This is a genomic window from Streptomyces sp. NPDC005423, assembly GCF_040606415.1.
Classification (GTDB): domain Bacteria; phylum Actinomycetota; class Actinomycetes; order Streptomycetales; family Streptomycetaceae; genus Streptomyces.
Genome location: NZ_JBEXET010000077.1, coordinates 1 through 21,232 on the forward strand (window position 1 = coordinate 1; position 21,232 = coordinate 21,232).

General features: G+C 70.5%; 22 protein-coding genes. 13 read left to right on the forward strand and 9 right to left on the reverse strand.

The window, feature by feature from the left end:
• A partial coding sequence (locus tag ABZT12_RS37895; protein ID WP_356394029.1) for a hypothetical protein occupies positions 1-150 on the forward strand: 150 nt, incomplete at its 5' end.
• 57 nt (positions 151-207) lie between these two features.
• On the opposite strand, the gene pgl is transcribed toward ABZT12_RS37895, so the two are convergent.
• Genes pgl through tkt form a run of 5 tightly spaced genes read right to left on the reverse strand, consistent with a single transcriptional unit; the run spans position 208 to position 6,873 of the window.
• Positions 208-990 carry a 6-phosphogluconolactonase gene (pgl, locus tag ABZT12_RS37900; RefSeq protein WP_356393968.1) on the reverse strand — a complete coding sequence of 261 codons (783 nt, stop codon included), beginning with the start codon at positions 988-990 and terminating at the stop codon, positions 208-210.
• Positions 987-2,078 (reverse strand): glucose-6-phosphate dehydrogenase assembly protein OpcA, encoded by a 1,092-nt coding sequence (gene opcA / locus ABZT12_RS37905; protein WP_356393971.1) that lies wholly within the window; start codon positions 2,076-2,078, stop codon positions 987-989. The genes pgl and opcA overlap by 4 nt, the downstream gene beginning before the upstream one ends.
• Positions 2,075-3,613, reverse strand: coding sequence for a glucose-6-phosphate dehydrogenase (zwf, locus tag ABZT12_RS37910; protein ID WP_356393974.1), 1,539 nt, complete (start codon positions 3,611-3,613; stop codon positions 2,075-2,077). Before zwf ends, opcA begins: the two co-directional genes overlap by 4 nt.
• 4 nt (positions 3,614-3,617) lie before the next feature.
• On the reverse strand, positions 3,618-4,736 hold the full coding sequence (gene tal / locus ABZT12_RS37915) for a transaldolase (RefSeq protein ID WP_356393976.1): 1,119 nt from the start codon (positions 4,734-4,736) through the stop codon (positions 3,618-3,620).
• Positions 4,737-4,770: 34 nt separating this feature from the next.
• Positions 4,771-6,873, reverse strand: a complete 2,103-nt coding sequence (gene tkt / locus ABZT12_RS37920) for a transketolase (protein ID WP_356393978.1) — start codon at positions 6,871-6,873, stop codon at positions 4,771-4,773.
• Positions 6,874-7,228: 355 nt separating this feature from the next.
• Between tkt and ABZT12_RS37925 the strand changes: the two genes are divergently transcribed.
• The 4 genes from ABZT12_RS37925 (at position 7,229) to ABZT12_RS37940 (ending at position 10,561) form a co-directional block, all read left to right on the forward strand.
• Positions 7,229-8,182, forward strand: coding sequence for a heme o synthase (locus ABZT12_RS37925; RefSeq protein WP_356393981.1), 954 nt, complete (start codon positions 7,229-7,231; stop codon positions 8,180-8,182).
• 75 nt (positions 8,183-8,257) lie between these two features.
• Positions 8,258-8,590: a hypothetical protein gene (locus ABZT12_RS37930; protein ID WP_356393984.1), complete on the forward strand. Its 333-nt coding sequence runs from the start codon at positions 8,258-8,260 to the stop codon at positions 8,588-8,590.
• Between the two features lie 99 nt (positions 8,591-8,689).
• Complete coding sequence (locus ABZT12_RS37935) at positions 8,690-9,796, forward strand: amidohydrolase family protein (protein WP_356393990.1); 1,107 nt, start codon at positions 8,690-8,692, stop codon at positions 9,794-9,796.
• Between the two features lie 27 nt (positions 9,797-9,823).
• Positions 9,824-10,561, forward strand: a complete 738-nt coding sequence (locus tag ABZT12_RS37940; protein WP_356393993.1) for a nucleotidyltransferase domain-containing protein — start codon at positions 9,824-9,826, stop codon at positions 10,559-10,561.
• A gap of 1 nt (position 10,562) precedes the next feature.
• Here the strand turns inward: ABZT12_RS37940 and ABZT12_RS37945 are convergent, their stop codons facing one another.
• From ABZT12_RS37945 to ABZT12_RS37960, 4 genes are all read right to left on the reverse strand, one after another.
• A complete protein-coding gene (locus ABZT12_RS37945) occupies positions 10,563-11,573 on the reverse strand; it encodes a COX15/CtaA family protein (protein WP_356393996.1) in 1,011 nt (336 codons plus the stop codon).
• Between the two features lie 87 nt (positions 11,574-11,660).
• On the reverse strand, positions 11,661-12,440 hold the full coding sequence (locus ABZT12_RS37950; protein ID WP_356393999.1) for an ABC transporter permease: 780 nt from the start codon (positions 12,438-12,440) through the stop codon (positions 11,661-11,663).
• Positions 12,441-12,528: 88 nt separating this feature from the next.
• On the reverse strand, positions 12,529-13,452 hold the full coding sequence (locus tag ABZT12_RS37955; RefSeq protein WP_356394002.1) for an ABC transporter ATP-binding protein: 924 nt from the start codon (positions 13,450-13,452) through the stop codon (positions 12,529-12,531).
• A 31-nt stretch (positions 13,453-13,483) separates the two neighbouring features.
• On the reverse strand, positions 13,484-14,335 hold the full coding sequence (locus tag ABZT12_RS37960) for an AAC(3) family N-acetyltransferase (protein WP_356394005.1): 852 nt from the start codon (positions 14,333-14,335) through the stop codon (positions 13,484-13,486).
• A gap of 160 nt (positions 14,336-14,495) precedes the next feature.
• Between ABZT12_RS37960 and ABZT12_RS37965 the strand changes: the two genes are divergently transcribed.
• The 8 genes from ABZT12_RS37965 to ABZT12_RS38000 are packed head-to-tail and all read left to right on the forward strand — an operon-like array spanning position 14,496 to position 21,103.
• Positions 14,496-15,218 carry a metalloregulator ArsR/SmtB family transcription factor gene (locus tag ABZT12_RS37965; RefSeq protein WP_356394008.1) on the forward strand — a complete coding sequence of 241 codons (723 nt, stop codon included), beginning with the start codon at positions 14,496-14,498 and terminating at the stop codon, positions 15,216-15,218.
• Positions 15,215-16,639 carry a Fe-S cluster assembly protein SufB gene (sufB, locus tag ABZT12_RS37970; RefSeq protein WP_356394011.1) on the forward strand — a complete coding sequence of 475 codons (1,425 nt, stop codon included), beginning with the start codon at positions 15,215-15,217 and terminating at the stop codon, positions 16,637-16,639. The genes ABZT12_RS37965 and sufB overlap by 4 nt, the downstream gene beginning before the upstream one ends.
• Positions 16,640-16,695: 56 nt before the next feature.
• Positions 16,696-17,880, forward strand: coding sequence for a Fe-S cluster assembly protein SufD (gene sufD / locus ABZT12_RS37975; RefSeq protein WP_356394014.1), 1,185 nt, complete (start codon positions 16,696-16,698; stop codon positions 17,878-17,880).
• Positions 17,880-18,197, forward strand: a complete 318-nt coding sequence (locus ABZT12_RS37980) for a bifunctional 3-phenylpropionate/cinnamic acid dioxygenase ferredoxin subunit (RefSeq protein ID WP_356394017.1) — start codon at positions 17,880-17,882, stop codon at positions 18,195-18,197. Before sufD ends, ABZT12_RS37980 begins: the two co-directional genes overlap by 1 nt.
• Positions 18,198-18,204: 7 nt before the next feature.
• On the forward strand, positions 18,205-18,996 hold the full coding sequence (gene sufC / locus ABZT12_RS37985; RefSeq protein ID WP_356394020.1) for a Fe-S cluster assembly ATPase SufC: 792 nt from the start codon (positions 18,205-18,207) through the stop codon (positions 18,994-18,996).
• Positions 18,997-18,998: 2 nt separating this feature from the next.
• Positions 18,999-20,261 (forward strand): cysteine desulfurase, encoded by a 1,263-nt coding sequence (locus ABZT12_RS37990; protein ID WP_356394032.1) that lies wholly within the window; start codon positions 18,999-19,001, stop codon positions 20,259-20,261.
• A gap of 45 nt (positions 20,262-20,306) precedes the next feature.
• Positions 20,307-20,774 carry a Fe-S cluster assembly sulfur transfer protein SufU gene (sufU, locus tag ABZT12_RS37995; protein ID WP_356394023.1) on the forward strand — a complete coding sequence of 156 codons (468 nt, stop codon included), beginning with the start codon at positions 20,307-20,309 and terminating at the stop codon, positions 20,772-20,774.
• Entirely contained in the window at positions 20,771-21,103 is a 333-nt protein-coding gene (locus ABZT12_RS38000) for a metal-sulfur cluster assembly factor (protein ID WP_356394026.1), read from the forward strand. Before sufU ends, ABZT12_RS38000 begins: the two co-directional genes overlap by 4 nt.
• Positions 21,104-21,232 lie beyond the last annotated feature (129 nt).

Sequence of the window (21,232 nt, forward strand, 5' to 3'; positions counted from 1 at the left end):
ATCGACTCCTTCGACCAGTGGGGCGTCGAACTCGGCAAGGTCCTCGCCAAACGCGTCGAACCCGCCCTCACCGACGGCACGGACGTACCCGGCCTCGACGGGTCGACGACCGCGCTGGTCGCCAAGTACCGGGAGCTGCGCGGGCGTTGAGAGACAGAAGAGCCCGTACGACCGAGGTCGTACGGGCTCTTCGGCGGGCTGCCGGGGTCAGGCGGAAGCAGCCGGATACAGCGACCGCGGCAGCTGGGAAGCCGCCGCCGCGTCGAGCAGCCACAGGGTGCGGGAGCTGCCCTGCGCGCCCGCCGCCGGGGCCTGGATCTCGCCGGCGCCGGAGAGCGCGATCGCCGCGGCCTCCGCCTTGTCCTCGCCGGCCGCGAGCAGCCACACCTCACGGGCCGCCCGGATCGCGGGCAGCGTCAGGGAGACCCGGATCGGCGGCGGCTTGGGCGCCCCGTGGACACCGACCACCGTGCGCTCGGTCTCCCGTACGGCGGGCAGCTCCGGGAAGAGCGACGCCACGTGGGTGTCCGGGCCGACGCCGAGCATCAGGACGTCGAAGTCGGGCACGCCGGCGTGGTTCTCGGGCCCGGCGGACCGGGCGAGTTCCTCGGCGTACCCGGCCGCCGCGGCGTCCACGTCGTTGCCGTAGGGACCGTCCGACGCGGGCATGACGTGCACGCGCTTCGGGTCCAGCGCCACCTTGTCCAGCAGGGCCTCGCGGGCCTGGGTGTCATTGCGGTCCGGGTCGCCCGCGGGCAGGAACCGCTCGTCGCCCCACCACAGGTCGAGGCGGCTCCAGTCGACGGCGTCCCGGGCGGGCTGGGCGGCCAGCGCGGCGAGGAGGCCGTTGCCGTTGCGGCCGCCGGTGAGCACGATGGAGGCGTGGCCGCGCGAGGCCTGCGCGTCCACGATCTTCGTGATCAGCCGGGCGGCAGCGGCCTGGGCCATCAGCTCCTTGTCGCGGTGGACGACCAACTGCGGGGTGCTCACTGCGGATCCGCTTTCCTGACCGGCGGCATCTTCGCCGGGGTGGGCCGCGCGGCGTCACCGTCCGCGGCGGCGGCCGACGGCGCCGACGCGGAGTCCGGCACCCCGCGCACGGGGAGGGACGGCGTCGGCTGCTGCGCCGCCTCGGCCCGCTCCATCGCCGACTGGATCCCGCCGAGCCGGTCCAGGCCGAACCGCAGCGCGGACGCGTAGGTCTCGTCCGGATCGAGCCGGCGCAGTTCCTCCGCGAGCAGTTCGGACGTCTCGCGGCGCTTGAGCGCCACCGCGCGGTCGGGCTGGCCCGGCAGCGCCAGCGTGGCCATCGCGCCGTCCGACCGGTGCAGGGTGATGGGACCACCGGTCGTCTCCAGGCGAACCTGGGTCAGGCCGGGACCCGCGGAGACCGCGCGCCGGACGTGCACGTGGAGCCGGTCCGCGAGCCACATGGCGAGCAGCTCGACGCTCGGGTTGGACTCCTCGCCCGCCACCTCGGCGGAGACGATCTCCGAGGAGACCTGGTCGAGCGCGGCGGCCAGCATCGAGCGCCACGGGGTGATCCGGGCCCAGGCCAGGTCGGTGTCGCCCGGCGCGTAGCTCTCGGCGCGGGATCGCAGCTCGTCGATGGGCTTCTCGGCCGCGTAGCTGTCGGTGACCCGGCGCTGGCTCAACGCGCCGAGCGGGTCGCCCGCAGGGTCGCGCGGGGCGTCCGCCGACCACCAGACGACGACCGGCGCGTCCGGCAGCAGCAGGGGCAGCACCACGGACTGGGCGTGGTCGGACACTTCGCCGTAGAGCCGCAGTACGACCGTCTCGCCGCTGCCCGCGTCGGCGCCGACCCGGACCTCGGCGTCGAGCCGGGACTGGGTGCGGCCCCGGGAGCGGGAGACCCGCTTGATGACGACGAGCGTGCGCGAGGGGTGCTCGTGCGAGGCGTCGTTGGCGGCCTTCAGGGCGTCGTAGGCGTTCTCCTCGTCCGTGACGACGACGAGGGTGAGCACCATGCCGACGGCAGGGGTGCCGATGGCCCGGCGGCCCTGGACGAGCGCCTTGTTGATCTTGCTGGCGGTGGTGTCGGTGAGGTCGATCTTCATGGCCGGCGCCAGCTCCGTCCCTCTCGTGCGAGCATTTCGTCCGCCTCGACGGGCCCCCAGGTACCGGACGGGTACTGCGCGGGCTTGCCGTGCTTGTCCCAGTACCGCTCGATCGGGTCGAGGATCTTCCAGGACAGCTCGACCTCCTCCGTGCGCGGGAAGAGGTTCGAGTCGCCGAGCAGCACGTCGAGGATGAGACGTTCGTACGCCTCCGGGCTGGACTCCGTGAACGACTCGCCGTAGGCGAAGTCCATGGAGACGTCCCGGATCTCCATCGAGGTGCCGGGCACCTTGGAGCCGAAGCGGACGGTGACGCCCTCGTCGGGCTGGACGCGGAAGACGATCGCGTTCTGGCCGAGCTCCTCCGTCGCCGTGTGGTCGAAGGGGGAGTGCGGGGCGCGCTGGAAGACGACCGCGATCTCGGTGACCCGGCGGCCGAGCCGCTTGCCGGTGCGCAGGTAGAAGGGGACGCCCGCCCAGCGGCGGTTGTCGACCTCGACCTTGATCGCGGCGTAGGTGTCGGTCTTCGACTGGGGGTCGATGCCCTCCTCCTGGAGGTAGCCGACCGCCTTCTCGCCACCCTGCCAGCCCTCGGCGTACTGACCGCGGACCGTGTTGCGGCCCAGGTCCCCGGGGAGCTTGACCGCGCCGAGCACCTTGGTCTTCTCCGCGGCCAGCGCGTCGGCGTCGAAGGAGGCGGGCTCCTCCATCGCGGTCAGCGCCATCAGCTGGAGGAGGTGGTTCTGGATGACGTCACGGGCGGCGCCGATGCCGTCGTAGTAGCCGGCCCGGCCGCCGATGCCGATGTCCTCGGCCATCGTGATCTGCACGTGGTCCACGAAGGACCGGTTCCAGATCGGCTCGAACATCGTGTTGGCGAAGCGCAGCGCCAGGATGTTCTGGACGGTCTCCTTGCCCAGGTAGTGGTCGATCCGGAAGACCTGGTCCGGGGCGAAGACCTCGTGGACGACCTTGTTCAGGTCCTCGGCCGACTTCAGGTCGTGGCCGAACGGCTTCTCGATGACCGCGCGCCGCCAGGAACCCTTCTCCTGGTCGGCCAGGCCGTGCTTCTTCAGCTGCTGGATGACGACCGGGAAGGAGCGCGGCGGCACCGACAGGTAGAAGGCGAAGTTGCCGCCCGTGCCCTGTGCCTTGTCCAGTTCCTCGATCGTGTCACGCAGCCGCTCGAAGGCGTCGTCGTCGTCGAAGGTGCCCTGGACGAAGCGCATCCCCTGGACGAGCTGCTGCCAGACCTCCTCACGGAACGGTGTACGGGAGTGCTCCTTGACCGCGTCGTGGACCTCCTGTGCGAAGTCCTCGTGGGCCCACTCGCGCCGGGCGAACCCGACGAGCGAGAAGCCCGGCGGCAGCAGACCCCGGTTGGCGAGGTCGTAGACCGCGGGCATCAGCTTCTTGCGGGACAGATCGCCGGTGACGCCGAAGATGACCAGGCCCGACGGCCCCGCGATACGCGGGAGCCGTCGGTCCGCGGCGTCACGAAGCGGGTTCGCTCCGGAACCGGAATGAGGTGCCAAGGTCTCAGCCCTCCGAGGGGGCGAGGCGCGTGAGTTCCGCCTCGGTCGACTTGAGGAGGTCGTTCCAGGCGGACTCGAACTTCGCGACGCCCTCGTCCTCCAGCTGCTGGACCACCTCGTCGTAGGAGATCCCGAGCGCCTCGACCGCGGCGATCTCGGCGCGCGCCTGCTCGTACGTGCCGGCGATGGTGTTGCCGGTGATCTGCCCGTGGTCGTCGGCGGCCTGAAGGGTCGCCTCCGGCATGGTGTTCACCGTGTTCGGCGCCACCAGCTCGTCGACGTACAGCGTGTCCTTGTACGCCTTGTCCTTGACGCCGGTCGAGGCCCACAGCGGACGCTGCTTGTTGGCCTGCGCCTTGTCCAGGGCGAGCCAGCGCGGCGAGGAGAAGACCTCCTCGTACGCCTCGTAGGCGAGCCGCGCGTTGGCCAGGCCGACCTTGCCGCGGGCGGCCTTGGCCTCGTCCGTGCCGAGCGCGTCGATCCGCTTGTCGATCTCGGTGTCGACGCGGGAGACGAAGAAGGACGCCACGGAGTGGATCTTCGACAGGTCCAGGCCGCGCTCCTTGGCCTTCTCCAGGCCGGTGAGGAAGGCGTCCATGACCTTGCGGTACCGCTCCAGCGAGAAGATCAGCGTGACGTTGACGCTGATACCGAGACCGATGACCTCGGCGATCGCCGGGAGGCCCGCCTCGGTGGCCGGGATCTTGATGAGCGTGTTCGGGCGGTCGACCAGCCAGGCCAGTTGCTTGGCCTCGGCGACGGTCGACTTGGTGTTGTGGGCCAGCCGCGGGTCGACCTCGATCGACACCCGCCCGTCCTGGCCGCCGCTCGCGTCGAAGACCGGACGCAGGATGTCGGCGGCGTCGCGGACGTCCGCCGTGGTGATCATGCGGATGGCTTCCTCGACGGTGACCCTGCGGGCCCCGAGCTCGGAGAGCTGCTGGTCGTAACCGTCGCCCTCGGAGATGGCCTTCTGGAAGATCGACGGGTTGGTGGTGACGCCCACGACGTGCTGCTGGTCGATCAGTTCGGCGAGGTTGCCGGACGTGATCCGCTTGCGCGACAGGTCGTCCAGCCAGATCGCTACGCCTTCTTCGGAGAGGCGCTTGAGTGCGTCTGTCATGGAAATTGCATCTCCTACGTGTCGTTTGTCAGCGTCAGCTCTGGGCGGCGGCGATGGATTCCCTGGCCTTGGCGGCCACATTCTCGGCAGTGAAACCGAACTCCTGGAAGAGCACCTTGCCGTCGGCGGAAGCCCCGAAGTGCTCCAGGGAAACGATGCGACCCGCGTCCCCGACGAACCGGTACCAGGTCAGACCGATTCCGGCCTCGACGGCCACCCGCGCCTTCACGGACGGCGGAAGCACGCTGTCCCGGTACCCCTGGTCCTGCGCCTCGAACCACTCCACACACGGCATCGACACGACCCGGGTGGGCACGCCCGCGGCCTGGAGCCGCTCACGCGCCTCCACCGCCACATGCACCTCGGAACCGGTGCCGATCAGGATGACCTCGGGCGCCGCGTCCGCTCCGTCGGAGCCCTCGGCCTCGAAGAGCACGTAGCCGCCCTTGGCGGCGTCCTCGTTCGCCTCGTACGTCGGCACGCCCTGGCGGGTCAGCGCGAAGCCGTGCGGGGCGCCCTCGCCGTAGACCTTGGTGTAGCGGCGCAGGACCTCGCGCCAGGCGATCGCGGTCTCGTTGGCGTCGGCCGGGCGGATCACGTTCAGGCCCGGGATGGCGCGCAGCGAGGCGAGGTGCTCGACCGGCTGGTGGGTGGGGCCGTCCTCGCCGAGACCGACGGAGTCGTGCGTCCACACGTAGGTCACCGGCAGGTGCATCAGCGCCGACAGGCGTACGGCGTTGCGCATGTAGTCGGAGAAGACGAGGAACGTGCCGCCGTAGGCACGGGTGTTGCCGTGCAGGGTGATGCCGTTCAGCTCCGCGGCCATGGCGTGCTCGCGGATGCCGAAGTGGATCGTGCGGCCGTACGGGTCCGCCTCCGGCAGCGGGTTGTCCGCCGGCAGGAACGACGACGTCTTGTCGATCGTGGTGTTGTTCGAGCCCGCGAGGTCGGCGGAGCCGCCCCACAGCTCGGGGATGACCGCGCCGAGCGCCTGGAGCACCTTGCCGGACGCGGCACGCGTGGCGACCGCCGTGCCGGTCTCGAAGACCGGGAGCTTCTCCTCCCAGCCGGCCGGCAGCTCGCCCGCGGCGATGCGGTCGTACTCGGCGGCGCGCTCGGGGTTGTCGGTCCGCCACTGCTGGTACGACTTCTCCCACGCGGCCTTCGCCTCCTGCCCGCGCTCCAGCGCCTGACGGGTGTGGTCCAGCACCTCGTCGGAGACGTCGAAGGACTTCTCCGGGTCGAAGCCGAGGACCCGCTTGGTGGCGGCGACCTCGTCGGCGCCGAGCGCCGAGCCGTGCGCGGCCTCGGTGTTCTGCGCGTTCGGGGCCGGCCAGGCGATGATCGAGCGCATCGCGATGAACGACGGCTTGTCCGTCACCTTCTTCGCGGCCTCGACGGCGTCGTAGAGGGCGTGCGGGTCGAGGTCGCCGTCGGGCTTCGGGGCGACGCGCTGCACGTGCCAGCCGTACGCCTCGTAGCGCTTGACGGTGTCCTCGGAGACGGCCGTCTCGGTGTCGCCCTCGATCGAGATGTGGTTGTCGTCCCACAGCAGGATCAGGTTGCCCAGCCGCTGGTGGCCGGCGAGCGAGGAGGCCTCGGCGGAGATGCCCTCCTGGAGGCAGCCGTCACCGGCGATGGCGAAGATGAAGTGGTCGAACGGGGACTCGCCCGACGGGGCGTCCGGGTCGAACAGACCGCGCTCGTAGCGGGCGGCCATCGCCATGCCCACCGCGTTGGCGACACCCTGGCCCAGCGGGCCGGTCGTCGTCTCCACACCGGTGGTGTGCCCGTACTCGGGGTGCCCCGGGGTCTTGGAGCCCCAGGTGCGGAAGGCTTCGAGGTCAGCCAGCTCCAGGCCGAAACCAGCCAGGTAGAGCTGTGTGTAGAGGGTCAGGGACGAGTGACCGGCGGACAGCACGAAGCGGTCGCGTCCCACCCAGTCGGCGTCCGCCGGGTCGTGCCGCATCACCTTCTGGAAGAGGGTGTAGGCGGCCGGGGCCAGGCTCATCGCCGTACCGGGATGGCCGTTGCCGACCTTCTGTACGGCATCGGCGGCCAGGACGCGGGCGGTGTCGACGGCCCGCTGGTCCAACTCGGTCCAGTCGAGGTCTGTTGTGGTCGGCTTGGTGCTCACCCTGAGTCAGGGCTCCTCTCCACATGTCACGCATGTCGAATGCCGGTGCACGCGGCGCCCACCGGCCTTTGTCGAGCCTACCCCTGTGAGAACGCGCATTTTTTCGAGTCATTCCAGACTGCCGGGACTCTCGGGGATCCGCCTCCCGGCCGCTCCGGACCGTGTTCGGCAACTGAATACGCAGCCGCTCGTTCGAGTGCTCAACAGAGGGGGGACAAGCTCTTCCGAAGACGCCGTCCAACACGACCCCACCCCCGCGAATGTCCGGGTCTGGGCAACGTCTACAGTGGCGTGGTACGCGTGAGCCTTTACCCGCACTTCACATGGGCAGGCTCGCTGGGAGTCTCTGTCAGGGGTGTGCGTGACGGCCGTCGAATCCCGTCCAGCGGGGCAACTCGGGACGAGTAGCAGCCCGAGCCGGCGGCCGTTCGGGGCCCGGGTCAAGGCGTTCGTGGCGTTGACCAAGCCGCGGATCATCGAACTGCTGCTGATCACCACGGTCCCGGTGATGTTCCTCGCCCAGCAGGGCGTTCCCGACCTCGGTCTGGTGCTGCTCACCTGTGTCGGCGGCTACCTCTCCGCGGGCGGCGCCAACGCGCTGAACATGTACATCGACCGCGACATCGACGCCCTCATGGACCGCACCTCGCAGCGCCCCCTCGTCACCGGGATGGTCAGCCCCCGCGAGTGCCTCGTCTTCGGCATCGCCCTGGCGGTCGGCTCGACCCTGCTGTTCGGCCTGACCGTCAACTGGCTCTCCGCCTGGCTCTCCCTCGCGGCGCTCCTCTTCTACGTCGTCGTCTACACGATGATCCTCAAGCGGCGTACGTCGCAGAACATCGTGTGGGGCGGTATCGCCGGCTGCCTCCCGGTGCTGATCGGCTGGTCCTCGGTGACGGACTCCATGTCGTGGGCGCCGGTCGTCCTCTTCCTGGTGATGTTCTTCTGGACGCCGCCGCACTACTGGCCGCTCTCCATGAAGGTGCGGGACGACTACGCGCGCGTGGGCGTGCCGATGCTGCCGGTCGTCGCCTCCAACAAGGTGGTCGCGCGGCAGATCGTCATCTACAGCTGGGTGATGGTCGCCGTCTCCCTGCTGCTCACGCCGCTCGGTTACACAGGCTGGTTCTACACCCTGGTGGCGCTGCTGGCCGGCGGCTTCTGGCTGTGGGAGGCGCACGGCCTGCAGAACCGCGCCAAGGCCGAGGTGACCGGCGGCAAGCTCAAGGAGATGCGCCTGTTCCACTGGTCGATCACCTACGTCTCCATTCTGTTCGTGGCGGTCGCCGTGGACCCGTTCCTGCGCTAGGACGTGCCCGCGCCCGGGAGGCCTTCGGGCACCCGGGCCTCGCCACTCTGGCTACCCGCCGGTAGCATCCTGCTCATGGCAGACACGCAGCAGGTTGACGCGAAGGCCGAGCGCACGGTGGCCCGGCTCGCCCGGCAGATCTCCGGCTTCGTCAAGGAGCACGGCGGGGCCGAGGGCCAGATCTCCTACCTGGGCGAACGCGGCGCCCGTATCGTCCTCGTCGCCGAGAACGGCACCTGGGGCGACGTGGTGGCCCCCTCCTACGAACTCGCCGAGCGGGCCGTGGCGAAGTCCGGCATCACCGTGCACGAGTCCTTCGACGGCGCGTTCGCGGCGAAGGTGCGGACCGGACCCTACGAGTGGAAGCGCATGGCGGGCATCCAGCTCGGCGCCCCGAGCAACGGCTGACGGCGCTCGCCCTTTCGTACGGGGTGTGAGCGAGCAACACCTGAAACCGAGTCACCCGTTAGGACCTTGAGAACACACGGTCCACCCACGGGAGCCCGGATGATCGAAACGCCGTCCCTCGTGGACCAGTACTGCCACGGCGTACTGAGAACGGAGCTGGGTCTCGGCACCTTCGAGGCCCAGCTGGCCCGCACCGAGGGCCCGCCCGCCCCGGGCACCACCCTGTTCGACACCCAGACCGGTTTCGCCGTACGACGCTGGTGTCCGCCCCTGCTCGGCCTGGAGCCGCACTGTCCCCCCGCCCGCTACCTCGCCCGCCGTCGTGAACTCGGCGTACTGGAAGCGGGCCGCAGGCTGCTGCGCGGCAGCGGCATCACGACGTACCTCGTCGACACCGGTCTGCCCGGCGACCTGACCGGCCCCGCGGAGATGGCGTCGACGGGCCAGGCGCAGACACGGGAGGTCGTCCGGCTGGAGCTCCTCGCCGAACAGGTCGCCGACACCTCCGGCACCGTCGAGTCGTTCCTCGCCAACCTCGCCGAGTCGGTGCACGGCGCCGCCGCCACCGCGGTCGCCTTCACCTCCGTGGCGGGCGTACGGCACGGCCTGGCACTCGCGCCGGAGCCGCCCGGACCCGGCGAGGTACGCGGCGCGGCGGCCCGCTGGCTGGCCGGGCGCCGGGTCGGCGGGGAGCTGAGCGACCCGGTCCTGCTCAGACACCTGCTGTGGATCGCCGTCGCCTCCGGCCTGCCCCTGCAACTCCACGCCGGGCTCGGCGAACCGGGCCTGCGCATCGACCGCACCGACCCGGTCCTGCTCACCGGCTTCGTCCGCGCGACGGCCGGGCTCGGCACCGACCTGGTCCTGCTGCACGGCTACCCCTACCACCGGCACGCGGCCCACCTCGCGGGCGTCTTCCCGCACGTCTACGCCGACTCGGGGGCGGCCCTCGTCCGCACCGGTGCCCGGGCCGCGACGGTCCTCGCCGAGATCCTGGAGCTGGCCCCCTTCGGCAAGATCCTCTTCTCCACCGGCGCGCACGGACTCCCCGAACTGCACGTCGTGGGCGCCCGGCTGTTCCGCGAGGCGCTGGGCCGGGTGCTCGGCACCTGGGTCGCCGAGGGCGCCTGGTCGCTCGCCGACGCGCAGCGGGTCGCGGGCCTGATCGCGGCCGGCAACGCACGCCGGGTGTACGCCCTGGAGTGAGCCGTCGGCGCGGTCCACAATGGCCCGATGTCGACCGACGCGCTGCTCGACCGTTTCCTCGACGCTCTGGCGCCGCTGGCTCCCGTCGCCGTCTGGGCCCACGGCTCGCTCGCCGGGGGCGACTACCAGGAGGGCCGCAGTGACCTCGACCTGATCGCGGTCCTCGACGATCCCCTGAGCCCGCGCACCGTACGCCGGGTCGTCACCCTGCACCGCGCGCTGCGCGCCGAGCCGCTCGCCACGAAGCTGCACTGCAGCTATATGGCCCCGGAGGCGCTGGACGACCCCGGCCTGCCGCACCTCACCTGGGCGCACGACCATGTGCTGCGCCGCCCGGTCACCCCCGTCACCCGGCGCGAACTGCACGCGTTCGGGCGGGTGTTGCACGGCCCGGCACCGGCGCGGCTGCTGCCGCCCGTGCCGGACCCGGAGCTGGCCGCCTTCGTCGTACGCGACCAGCGGGAGTTCTGGCGGCCGGCGGTGGACACCGCCCGGCTGTGGCGGCAGGACGTGTGGGTCGACCTCGGGCTGCTCACCTTCGCCCGGGCGACCGTCACCCTGCGGGAGGGCAGGCTGGTCTCCAAGCGGCAGGCCCTGGCCGAACTGCCGGCGCTCGGCGCCCCGGTGCCGGTCGTCGAGGACATCCGGCGGCGGCGCTACGAGGAGCCCGCGCCGGCCGCCGGCGAGTGGCTCGGCCGCCGGGCCGCGCTGACCCGGGACTATCTGGGCCCGGCGATCGACGCGCTGGTGGCCGCCCACGGGTGACTCACGCGCGCGTGGGCACCGTCGCCTCCGCCGAGGGGCCCGGCAGCCCGGTCACCGTCTCCGGGCGCTCGCGGAGGGCAAGCAGCACCCGCAGGACGCCGATCCACACCAGGCAGGAGCCCAGCATGTGGAGGGCGACCAGGGCCTCGGGGAGGTTGGTGAAGTACTGGACGTAGCCGATGACGCCCTGGGAGAGCAGGATCAGGAAGAGCTCGCGGGTGCGGTCCAGGGGGCCCTTGGGGGCGTCGACCGCCTTGAGGACGAACCACAGGGCGAACGTCAGCGTGACCACGATCCAGGCCAGCACGGCGTGCAGCTTGGCCACCGTCTCCCAGTCGATGGGGATGCGGTCGACCTCCTGGGAGTCGCCCGCGTGCGGACCCGCGCCGGTCACCACCGTGCCGACCGCGATCAGCAGGACGGAAGCGGTGACCAGGAACCACACCAGTTGCTGGACGGACTTGCCGACCAGCGGCTTGGGCTCCCCGTCGCCCTCCCGGGTGCGCTGCCACATCAGCGTGGCGACCGCGATCAGCGCCGAGGAGAGCAGGAAGTGGGCCGCGACCGTGTACGGGTTGAGGCCGACGAGGACGACGATGCCGCCGAGCACCGCGTTGCTCATCACGATCCAGAACTGCGCCCAGCCGAGCCGGGTCGTACCGCGCCGCCACGGCTTGCGCGAGCGCGCGGCGATGATCGCCCAGCCGACGGCGGCGCAGAGGACGTAGGTCAGCATGCGGTTGCCGAACTCGATGGCGCCGTGGAAGCCCATCGCGCTCGTCGTGGTCAGCGAGTCGTCCGTGCACTTGGGCCAGGTCGGGCAGCCGAGCCCGGAGCCCGTCAGCCGCACGGCACCGCCGGTGACCACGATGACCACCGACATGACGAGCGCGGCGAGCGCCGCCCGCCGGACCGTCCGGGGCTGCGGGGTCCAGCGTGCGGCGATGAAGGCGAGGGGGTTGCGCGCGGCGGATACGACGTCGGCACGGGTCACGTTGGGCACGCGTCCCATCGTAAAGGGCCGCTTGTGCACGCGTTCACGAGGGGGCCGGGACACGGGAGACCGCATGGCACCGCGGCCCGCGGCTCGGCAGCCCCGCTACTCCCAGCGGAAGAACCGCCCGGCGGCGGCCAGCGCCACCACGGCCCACCCGCCGAGGATCCCCAGGTCGCCCCAGGGCATCCCCGCGCCGTGCTGGAGCACGTCGCGCAGACCGTCCGAGAGGGCCGCGATCGGCAGCAGGCCGAGCACGTCCTGGGCGGCCGGGGGGAACTTGTCCATCGGGACGATGACCCCGCCGCCCACCAGGAGCAGCAGGAAGACCAGGTTCGCGGCGGCCAGCGTCGCCTCCGCCTTCAGGGTGCCCGCCATCAGCAGGCCGAGGCCGGAGAAGGCCGCCGTGCCGAGGACCAGCAGGAGCAGCACGGCGAGCGGGTCGCCGTGCGGGGACCAGCCGAGCGCGAAGGCGATCGCCGTCAGCAGGATGATCTGGAGGACCTCCGTGACCAGCACCGACGCGGTCTTCGCGGCCATCAGGCCCCAGCGGGGGAGCGGCGAGGACGCGAGCCGCTTGAGCACGCCGTAGCGGCGCTCGAAGCCCGTGGCGATCGCCTGGCCGGTGAACGCCGTCGACATCACCGCGAGGGCGAGGATGCCCGGGGTGAGGAAGTCCACGGAGCTGCCCTTGCCGGTGTCCACGATGTCCACCGAGCTGAACAGGACCAGCAGCAGCGTCGGGATCACCACCGTCAGCAGCAGCTGCTCACCGTTGCGCAGCAGCATCCTCGTTTCGAGGACCGCCTGCGTCACGATCATGCGGGGGAGCGGCGCCGCGCCCGGCCTGGGCGTGTAGGCGCCGGTGCCGGCGGCGGTCGTCATGAGCGCAACTCCTTGCCCGTGAGCTCCAGGCCGTGTCTTCCCGGGGGACGACCCCCGGACGCCCGGCGGAGTCCGGTGTTTGCCGGAATCATGAACGCAACTCCTTGCCCGTGAGCTCCAGAAAGACGTCTTCGAGTGTGTGCCGTTCGACCGCGATCCGCTCCGGCATCACCCCGTGCTGCGCGCACCAGGACGTGACCGTGGCGAGCAGCTGGGGATCGACCTTGCCGCCGACGCGGTAGGCGCCCGGGGTCAGCTCGACGGCCGTGCAGTCGGCCGGGAGCGCCTTCAGCAGGGACCCCACGTCCAGGCCGGGCCGGCCGCTGAACCGCAGGGTGTTCTCGGCCCCGCCCCGGCACAGCTCCTCCGGGGAGCCGTGGGCGACGACCCGGCCGGCGTCGATGATCGCCACGTCGTCGGCGAGCTGCTCGGCCTCGTCCATGTGGTGCGTGGTGAGGATGACCGAGACGCCGTCGGCGCGCAGGTCGCGCACCAGGTCCCAGGTGGACCGGCGGGCCTGCGGGTCGAGACCGGCTGTCGGCTCGTCCAGGAAGACCAGCTCGGGACGGCCCACGACGGCCATCGCCAGGGCGAGCCGCTGCTGCTGGCCGCCGGAGAGCCGCCGGTAGGCCGTCCGGCCGCAGCCGCCCAGCCCCAGCCGCTCGATCAGCGCGTCGACGTCCAGTGGATGCGCGTGCAGCCGGGCCACGTGGCGGAGCATCTCGTCGGCCCTGGCGCCCGAGTAGACGCCGCCGGACTGGAGCATGACCCCGATCCGGGGCCGCAGGGCGGAGGAGTCACGGACCGGGTCGAGGCCCAGGACGCGCACCGTGCCGGAGTCCGGCCTCCGGTACCCCTCGCAGGTCTCGACCGTGGTCGTCTTGCCCGCCCCGTTGGGGCCGAGCACGGCGGTGACACCCGTCTTGGCCACCAGGTCGAGGCCGTCCACCGCGGTCTTCGTGCCGTACCGCTTCACCAGGGCCTGGACCTGGACCACGGGCTCGCTTCGCATGGTCCCTCAGTCTAGGTACGCGGCCGTTGCCTCAGGAGCGGGGGTCGTCCCTCCGCTCGGAGGGGGCCGGATGCGTGCGAGGGTCCGGGAAGTCGTCGTCGCGGGGACGGTGGGTCGCCAGCCACCGCTCCGCGTACGCCACGGCGTCCGCCACCGGGAACAGCCGCGCGTCGGCGGCGCCCACCGTCGCGCGGACGACGGGACGGTCCCGTTCGAAGTCGTGGCCCAGTTCGTCGAAACGGTCCGAGGTGATCGACACCTCGGTCACCGACTCCCAGCCGTCCGGGCCCGGCCGCCCCGACTCCACCAGCGGGGAGGGGATGCGGTACTCGGCGAGGTGGAAGGCCGTGCACGTGTCGTAGCCGGCGCCGAGCAGCAGCACGCGCGCGTGCAGGGCCTCCAGACGGGCCAGCGGGCTGCGCTCGCCGAGCCGGCAGTCCGGCGCGTGGCCCCGGGTGACCGTTCCGGCCCGGGCGCCGATGGCGGCGAACGACGTCAGGGGGTGCGCGCTGCGCAGGGCGCCGGGCCAGGTGCGGACGGTCTCCGGGATGACGCCCACCCCCCGCGAGGGGGTGACGAGGGGGTCGTAGGGCGGCATGGTGGCGCGGATCGTCGGCCACCACTCGCTGGGGACGGGCGGGTTTCCCCAGGTGGCCGGGTCGGAGAGGTCACCGGACTGGGTGGGGACCACCAGGGTGCCGGCCGGGCCGAGCGCGTCGAGGAGTCCCTGGACGACGGCGACGGCCCCTCCACAGACCCAGCCGAGTGAGCTGAGGGAGGTGTGCACGAGGAGGATCTCGCCGGGGCGCACGCCCAGCGTGCGGACCTCGTCGGCGAGTGTGTGCCGGGTCACAAGAGGGCCGGTCGCAGGGGGTGTGGCCATGGTGCCGGAGTGTCCCGGAAAGGGGCGGGCCGCGCCACCCGGTTGATCGATCAAAGATCGTTTCCCCAGGTCGGATTAGGTTTGCCTAAGTGATGCAGCGCACCGCCGTCGTTCCGGACGCGGGTTGCCTGCCTCAGAGGAATTACGCAACAATGGCGTTGTGAAAAACGTTGGCGAGGCTCCGCAGGAGGAACTCGCGACCGGTGAGCGGTCCACCCGCAACCGTGTCGCGCGCTCCATCCTGGACCACGGCCCGTCGACCGTGACCGACCTCGCGGGGCGGCTGGGCCTCACCCAGGCCGCCGTACGCCGCCACCTCGACACGCTCGCCGCCGACGCCGTCGTGGAAGCCCGGGAACAGCGGGTCTACGGAGCGCGCACGCGCGGCCGGCCCGCCAAGGTGTTCGCCCTGACCGACTGCGGCCGGGACGCCTTCGACCAGTCCTACGACAAGCTCGCCGCCGACGCGCTGCGCTGGATCGCCGCCCGCGAGGGCGGGGACGAGGCACTCGTCGCCTTCGCCCGCTCCCGGATGGCCGCCCAGGCCGCCGTCTACCGCCGGGTGATCGAGGCCGCGGCCCCCGAGGAGCGCACGGAAGCGCTGGCCAAGGCCCTGAGCGCGGACGGGTACGCTGCTACGGCGCGTAGCGCGCCCCTTCCGCAGCGGGGCGAGCAGCTGTGCCAGCACCACTGCCCGGTCGCCCATGTCGCCGGACAGTTCCCGCAGCTGTGCGAGGCGGAGACCGAGATCTTCTCCCAGCTGCTCGGCACGCATGTGCAGCGGCTGGCCACCATCGCCCACGGCGACGGCGTATGCACGACGTTCATCCCCAAGACCACCGACCACGCATCCGCAAGCACCGCCGGGAGGAACCCCGCATGACGCTCCCCATCGAGGAGACCGCCCACCCCGAGCTCGAGGGTCTGGGCACGTACGAATACGGCTGGGCCGACTCCGACGTGGCCGGTGCCTCCGCCAAGCGCGGCATCAACGAGGACGTCGTCCGAGACATCTCCGGGAAGAAGAGCGAGCCGGAGTGGATGACCAAGCTCCGTCTCAAGGGCCTGCGCCTGTTCGAGAAGAAGCCCATGCCCAACTGGGGTTCGGACCTCTCCGGCATCGACTTCGACAACATCAAGTACTTCGTGCGCTCCACGGAGAAGCAGGCGGAGTCCTGGGAGGACCTGCCCGAGGACATCAAGAACACGTACGACAAGCTCGGCATCCCCGAGGCGGAGAAGCAGCGCCTCGTCTCCGGTGTCGCGGCCCAGTACGAGTCCGAGGTCGTCTACCACCAGATCCGCGAGGACCTGGAGGAGCAGGGCGTCATCTTCCTCGACACCGACACCGCCCTGAAGGAGCACCCGGAGCTCTTCAAGGAGTACTTCGGCACGGTCATCCCGGTCGGCGACAACAAGTTCGCCTCGCTCAACACGGCCGTGTGGTCCGGCGGTTCCTTCATCTACGTGCCCAAGGGCGTCCAGGTCGAGATCCCGCTCCAGGCCTACTTCCGCATCAACACGGAGAACATGGGCCAGTTCGAGCGGACGCTGATCATCGTCGACGAGGACGCCTACGTCCACTACGTCGAGGGCTGTACGGCGCCGATCTACAAGTCGGACTCCCTGCACTCCGCGGTGGTCGAGATCATCGTGAAGAAGGGCGCCCGCTGCCGTTACACGACCATCCAGAACTGGTCGAACAACGTCTACAACCTGGTCACCAAGCGCGCCGTGGCGTACGAGGGCGCGACCATGGAGTGGATCGACGGCAACATCGGCTCCAAGGTCACCATGAAGTACCCGGCCGTCTACCTGATGGGCGAGCACGCCAAGGGCGAGACCCTCTCCATCGCCTTCGCCGGCGAGGGCCAGCATCAGGACGCCGGCTCCAAGATGGTCCACATGGCGCCGAACACGTCCTCCAACATCGTCTCCAAGTCGGTGGCGCGCGGCGGCGGCCGTACCTCCTACCGCGGTCTCGTCGAGATCGGCGAGGGCGCCCACGGCTCTAAGTCGAACGTGCTGTGCGACGCGCTCCTCGTCGACACCATCTCCCGCTCGGACACGTACCCGTACGTCGACGTCCGCGAGGACGACGTCTCCATGGGCCACGAGGCGACCGTCTCCAAGGTCTCCGATGACCAGCTCTTCTACCTGATGAGCCGCGGCCTGAGCGAGTTTGAGGCGATGGCGATGATCGTGCGCGGCTTCGTCGAGCCGATCGCCAAGGAGCTGCCCATGGAGTACGCGCTGGAGCTCAACCGGCTGATCGAGCTGCAGATGGAAGGCTCGGTCGGCTGACCCGGCCCACCGGCCAGCACTCTTCTTGACTTCAGAAAGCGAGCACTACGACAGCCATGGCTGAGGCTCAGAACTCCACGGTGGGGTCCTCCACCACCGCCGGATCGATCGCGGTGGCCGCCGAGTCGACCGTCGCCACGCGCATGAGCGGGCCCCCCTCCTTCGACGTGGCGGACTTCCCCGTCCCCCACGGCCGCGAGGAGGAGTGGCGGTTCACCCCGCTGGAGCGCCTGCGCGGGCTGCACGACGGCACCGCGGTCGCCACCGGCGACGGCGTCAAGGTGGACGTCCGGGCCCCCGACGGCGTCATCGTCGAGACCGTGGGCCGCGACGACGCGCGCCTCGGCCGGGCCGGCACCCCCGTGGACCGCGTCGCCGCCCAGGCGTACTCGGCGTTCGAGAAGGCCGGCGTGATCACCGTCCCCAAGGAGACGGTCCTCACCGAGCCGATCCGGATCGCCGTGCACGGCGAGGGCGGCACCGCCTACGGCCACCAGGTCATCGAGCTGGGAGCCTTCGCCGAGGCCGTCGTCGTCATCGACCACACCGGTGACGCCGTGCTCGCCGCCAACGTGGACTACGTCCTCGGTGACGGGGCCCGGCTGAGCGTCGTCTCCGTCCAGGACTGGGACGACAAGGCCGTCCACGTCGGCCAGCACAACGCGCTGATCGGCCGCGACGCCACCTTCAAGTCGTTCATCGTCACCTTCGGCGGCGACCTGGTCCGGCTGCACCCGCGCGTGACCTACGCCGGCAGCGGCGGCGAGGCCGAGCTGTTCGGCCTGTACTTCACCGACGCGGGCCAGCACCAGGAGCACCGCCTCCTGGTCGACCACAACACCCCGCACTGCAAGTCCAACGTGATGTACAAGGGCGCCCTCCAGGGCGAGAGGGCCCACGCGGTGTGGATCGGTGACGTGCTCATCGAGGCCAAGGCCGAGGGCACCGACACCTACGAGATGAACCGCAACCTGGTGCTGACCGACGGCGCCCGGGTCGACTCGGTGCCGAACCTGGAGATCGAGACCGGCGAGATCGTCGGCGCCGGACACGCCTCCGCGACCGGCCGCTTCGACGACGAGCAGCTCTTCTACCTGATGGCCCGCGGCATCCCGGCCGACGAGGCCCGCCGCCTCGTCGTCCGCGGCTTCTTCGCCGAACTGGTCCAGCAGATCGGCGTCGACGACATCGAAGAGCGCCTTCTCGTCCGGATCGACGAGGAGCTGGAGGCGTCGCTCTGATGACGTTCCTGCGCGCCTGCGGGCTGAGCGAGCTGGCGGAGGACGCCCCGAAACGGGTGGAACTCGACGGCACCCCGGTCTCGGTCGTCCGTTCCGGGGGAGAGGTGTTCGCGATCAACGACATCTGCTCGCACGCCAACGTCTCGCTCTCCGAGGGCGAGGTGGAGGACTGCCAGATCGAGTGCTGGCTGCACGGCTCGGCGTTCGACCTGCGCACCGGCAAGCCGTCGGGCCTTCCCGCCACCCGCCCCGTGCCCGTATATCCCGTAAAGATCGAAGGGGACGACGTGTTCGTCTCCCTCACCCAGGAGCCTTGAGGAACCCATGGCAACGCTTGAAATCCACGACCTGCACGTCACCGTCGAGGCCGACAACGCCACGAAGGAGATCCTCAAGGGCGTCGACCTCACCGTGAAGCAGGGCGAGACGCACGCCATCATGGGCCCCAACGGCTCCGGCAAGTCGACCCTCGCCTACTCGCTCGCGGGCCACCCCAAGTACACGATCACCGGCGGCACCGTCACCCTCGACGGCGAGGACGTCCTGGAGATGTCCGTCGACGAGCGTGCCCGCGCCGGCCTGTTCCTGGCGATGCAGTACCCGGTGGAGATCCCCGGCGTCTCCGTCTCCAACTTCCTGCGTACGTCCGCCACCGCCGTCCGCGGCGAGGCCCCCAAGCTGCGGACCTGGGTCAAGGAGGTCAGGGAGACCATGGAGCGCCTCTCCATGGACCCCGCCTTCGCCGAGCGGAACGTCAACGAGGGCTTCTCCGGCGGTGAGAAGAAGCGGCACGAGATCCTCCAGCTCGAACTGCTCAAGCCGAAGATCGCGATCCTCGACGAGACCGACTCCGGCCTGGACGTCGACGCCCTGCGTGTCGTCTCCGAGGGCGTCAACCGCGTCCGCGAGGCCGGTGACGTCGGCACCCTGCTCATCACCCACTACACGCGCATCCTGCGCTACATCAAGCCCGACTTCGTGCACGTCTTCTCCGGCGGCCGGATCGTGGAGTCCGGCGGCGCCGAACTCGCCGACAAGCTGGAGAACGAGGGCTACGAGACCTACACGAAGAGTGGCCCCGTGAGCGGAGCGCACTCAGGGAAGGAAGTAGCGTGACTGTGGCCCGCCAGGGGCTCTCCGGCCTCCTCGACACCGAGGCGATCCGCAAGGACTTCCCCATCCTGGACCGTCAGGTCCACGACGGCCGGAAGCTCGTCTACCTGGACAACGCGGCGACCTCGCAGAAGCCGCGCCAGGTCCTCGACGCCCTGAACGAGTACTACGAGCGCTACAACGCCAACGTCCACCGCGGTGTGCACGTGCTCGCCGAGGAGGCCACGGCGCTGTACGAGGGCGCGCGCGACAAGGTCGCCGCGTTCATCAACGCGCCCAGCCGCGACGAGGTGATCTTCACCAAGAACGCCTCCGAGTCGCTGAACCTCGTGGCCAACATGCTCGGCTGGGCCGACGAGCCCTACCGGGTCGACCACGAGACCGAGATCGTCATCACCGAGATGGAGCACCACTCCAACATCGTGCCCTGGCAGCTGCTCTCGCAGCGCACGGGCGCGAAGCTCAAGTGGTTCGGCCTCACGGACGACGGCCGCCTCGACCTGTCCAACATCGAGGAGGTCATCACCGAGCGGACGAAGATCGTCTCCTTCGTGCTGGTCTCCAACATCCTGGGCACGGTCAACCCGGTCGAGAAGATAGTGCGCCGCGCGCAGGAGGTCGGGGCCCTGGTCCTGATCGACGCCTCGCAGGCCGCGCCGCACATGCCCCTGGACGTACAGGCGCTCCAGGCCGACTTCGTGGCCTTCACCGGCCACAAGATGTGCGGCCCGACCGGCATCGGCGTCCTCTGGGGCCGGCAGGAGCTCCTGGAGGACCTGCCCCCGTTCCTGGGCGGCGGCGAGATGATCGAGACCGTGTCGATGCACTCGTCGACCTACGCTCCCGCCCCGCACAAGTTCGAGGCGGGCACTCCGCCGATCGCGCAGGCGGTCGGTCTGGGCGCGGCGATCGACTACCTCTCGGCGATCGGCATGGACAAGATCCTCGCCCATGAGCACGCGCTCACCGAGTACGCGGTACGGCGGCTCGGGGAGGTGCCCGGCCTGCGGATCATCGGCCCGGCCACGGCCGAGGACCGCGGCGCGGCGATCTCCTTCACGCTCGGTGACATCCACCCGCACGACGTGGGTCAGGTCCTCGACGAGCAGGGCATCGCGGTCCGGGTCGGCCACCACTGCGCACGGCCGGTCTGCCTGCGCTACGGAATTCCTGCGACCACGCGAGCGTCGTTCTATCTGTACTCCACGCCCGCCGAGATCGACGCACTGGTCGACGGACTGGAGCACGTCCGGAACTTCTTCGGCTGAGGGGCTGGCTGAGACCGTGCTGGCAGAGACGCGAGGGTGGTTGGTGTGAAGCTGGATTCGATGTACCAGGAAGTCATCCTGGACCACTACAAGCACCCGCACGGGCGGGGCTTGCGGGATGGCGACGTTGAGGTGCACCACGTCAACCCGACGTGCGGCGACGAGATCACGCTGCGCGTGAAGTACGACGGCACGACGGTCAGCGATGTCTCCTACGAGGGGCAGGGCTGCTCGATCAGCCAGGCCTCGGCCTCCGTACTGAACGAGTTGCTCGTCGGCAGGGACCTGTCCGACGCGCAGAAGATCCAGGAGACCTTCCTGGAGCTGATGCAGTCCAAGGGCAGGATCGAGCCCGACGACGCGATGGCGGAGGTGCTGGAGGACGCGGTCGCGTTCGCCGGTGTCTCCAAGTACCCGGCACGGGTGAAGTGCGCCCTCCTGAGCTGGATGGCGTGGAAGGACGCGACGGCCCAGGCCCTGGGCGGAGCCGACGCCGAAAGGAAGACCGCATGAGCGAGACCATCGAGATCAAGCCCGCCTCCGAGGAGGAGGTCCGCGAGGCCCTGCTGGACGTCGTCGACCCCGAACTGGGCATCGACGTCGTCAACCTCGGTCTGATCTACGGCGTCCACGTCGACGACGCGAACATCGCCACCATCGACATGACCCTGACGTCGGCGGCCTGCCCGCTGACGGACGTCATCGAGGACCAGGCCAAGTCCGCCACGGACGGCCTCGTCAGCGAACTCCGCATCAACTGGGTGTGGATGCCGCCGTGGGGCCCGGACAAGATCACGGACGACGGGCGGGAGCAGTTGCGGGCGCTGGGTTTCAACGTCTGAGACTTACACGTACCGAAGAAGCGGCGGCACCCGGCGGGCCGCCCCGGCTGGTCCATCGGCACCAGCAGGAAGCCCAGCCCGTGGTGGTGCCGCGACCCCGCCTCGGTCCGCGCCAGCACGAAACACCAG

Excerpts from the sequence above, each read along its gene's own strand:
- opcA (WP_356393971.1), bottom strand. The coding sequence starts at position 2,078 with ATGAAGATCGACCTCACCGACACCACCGCCAGCAAGATCAACAAGGCG.
- ABZT12_RS37940 (WP_356393993.1), top strand. The coding sequence starts at position 9,824 with ATGTCGACCGACGCGCTGCTCGACCGTTTCCTCGACGCTCTGGCGCCG.
- sufB (WP_356394011.1), top strand. The coding sequence starts at position 15,215 with ATGACGCTCCCCATCGAGGAGACCGCCCACCCCGAGCTCGAGGGTCTG.
- ABZT12_RS37950 (WP_356393999.1), bottom strand. The coding sequence starts at position 12,440 with ATGACGACCGCCGCCGGCACCGGCGCCTACACGCCCAGGCCGGGCGCG.
- ABZT12_RS38000 (WP_356394026.1), top strand. The coding sequence starts at position 20,771 with ATGAGCGAGACCATCGAGATCAAGCCCGCCTCCGAGGAGGAGGTCCGC.
- sufC (WP_356394020.1), top strand. The coding sequence starts at position 18,205 with ATGGCAACGCTTGAAATCCACGACCTGCACGTCACCGTCGAGGCCGAC.
- sufD (WP_356394014.1), top strand. The coding sequence starts at position 16,696 with ATGGCTGAGGCTCAGAACTCCACGGTGGGGTCCTCCACCACCGCCGGA.
- ABZT12_RS37980 (WP_356394017.1), top strand. The coding sequence starts at position 17,880 with ATGACGTTCCTGCGCGCCTGCGGGCTGAGCGAGCTGGCGGAGGACGCC.
- ABZT12_RS37935 (WP_356393990.1), top strand. The coding sequence starts at position 8,690 with ATGATCGAAACGCCGTCCCTCGTGGACCAGTACTGCCACGGCGTACTG.
- ABZT12_RS37960 (WP_356394005.1), bottom strand. The coding sequence starts at position 14,335 with ATGGCCACACCCCCTGCGACCGGCCCTCTTGTGACCCGGCACACACTC.
- ABZT12_RS37955 (WP_356394002.1), bottom strand. The coding sequence starts at position 13,452 with ATGCGAAGCGAGCCCGTGGTCCAGGTCCAGGCCCTGGTGAAGCGGTAC.
- ABZT12_RS37945 (WP_356393996.1), bottom strand. The coding sequence starts at position 11,573 with ATGGGACGCGTGCCCAACGTGACCCGTGCCGACGTCGTATCCGCCGCG.
- tal (WP_356393976.1), bottom strand. The coding sequence starts at position 4,736 with ATGACAGACGCACTCAAGCGCCTCTCCGAAGAAGGCGTAGCGATCTGG.
- ABZT12_RS37930 (WP_356393984.1), top strand. The coding sequence starts at position 8,258 with ATGGCAGACACGCAGCAGGTTGACGCGAAGGCCGAGCGCACGGTGGCC.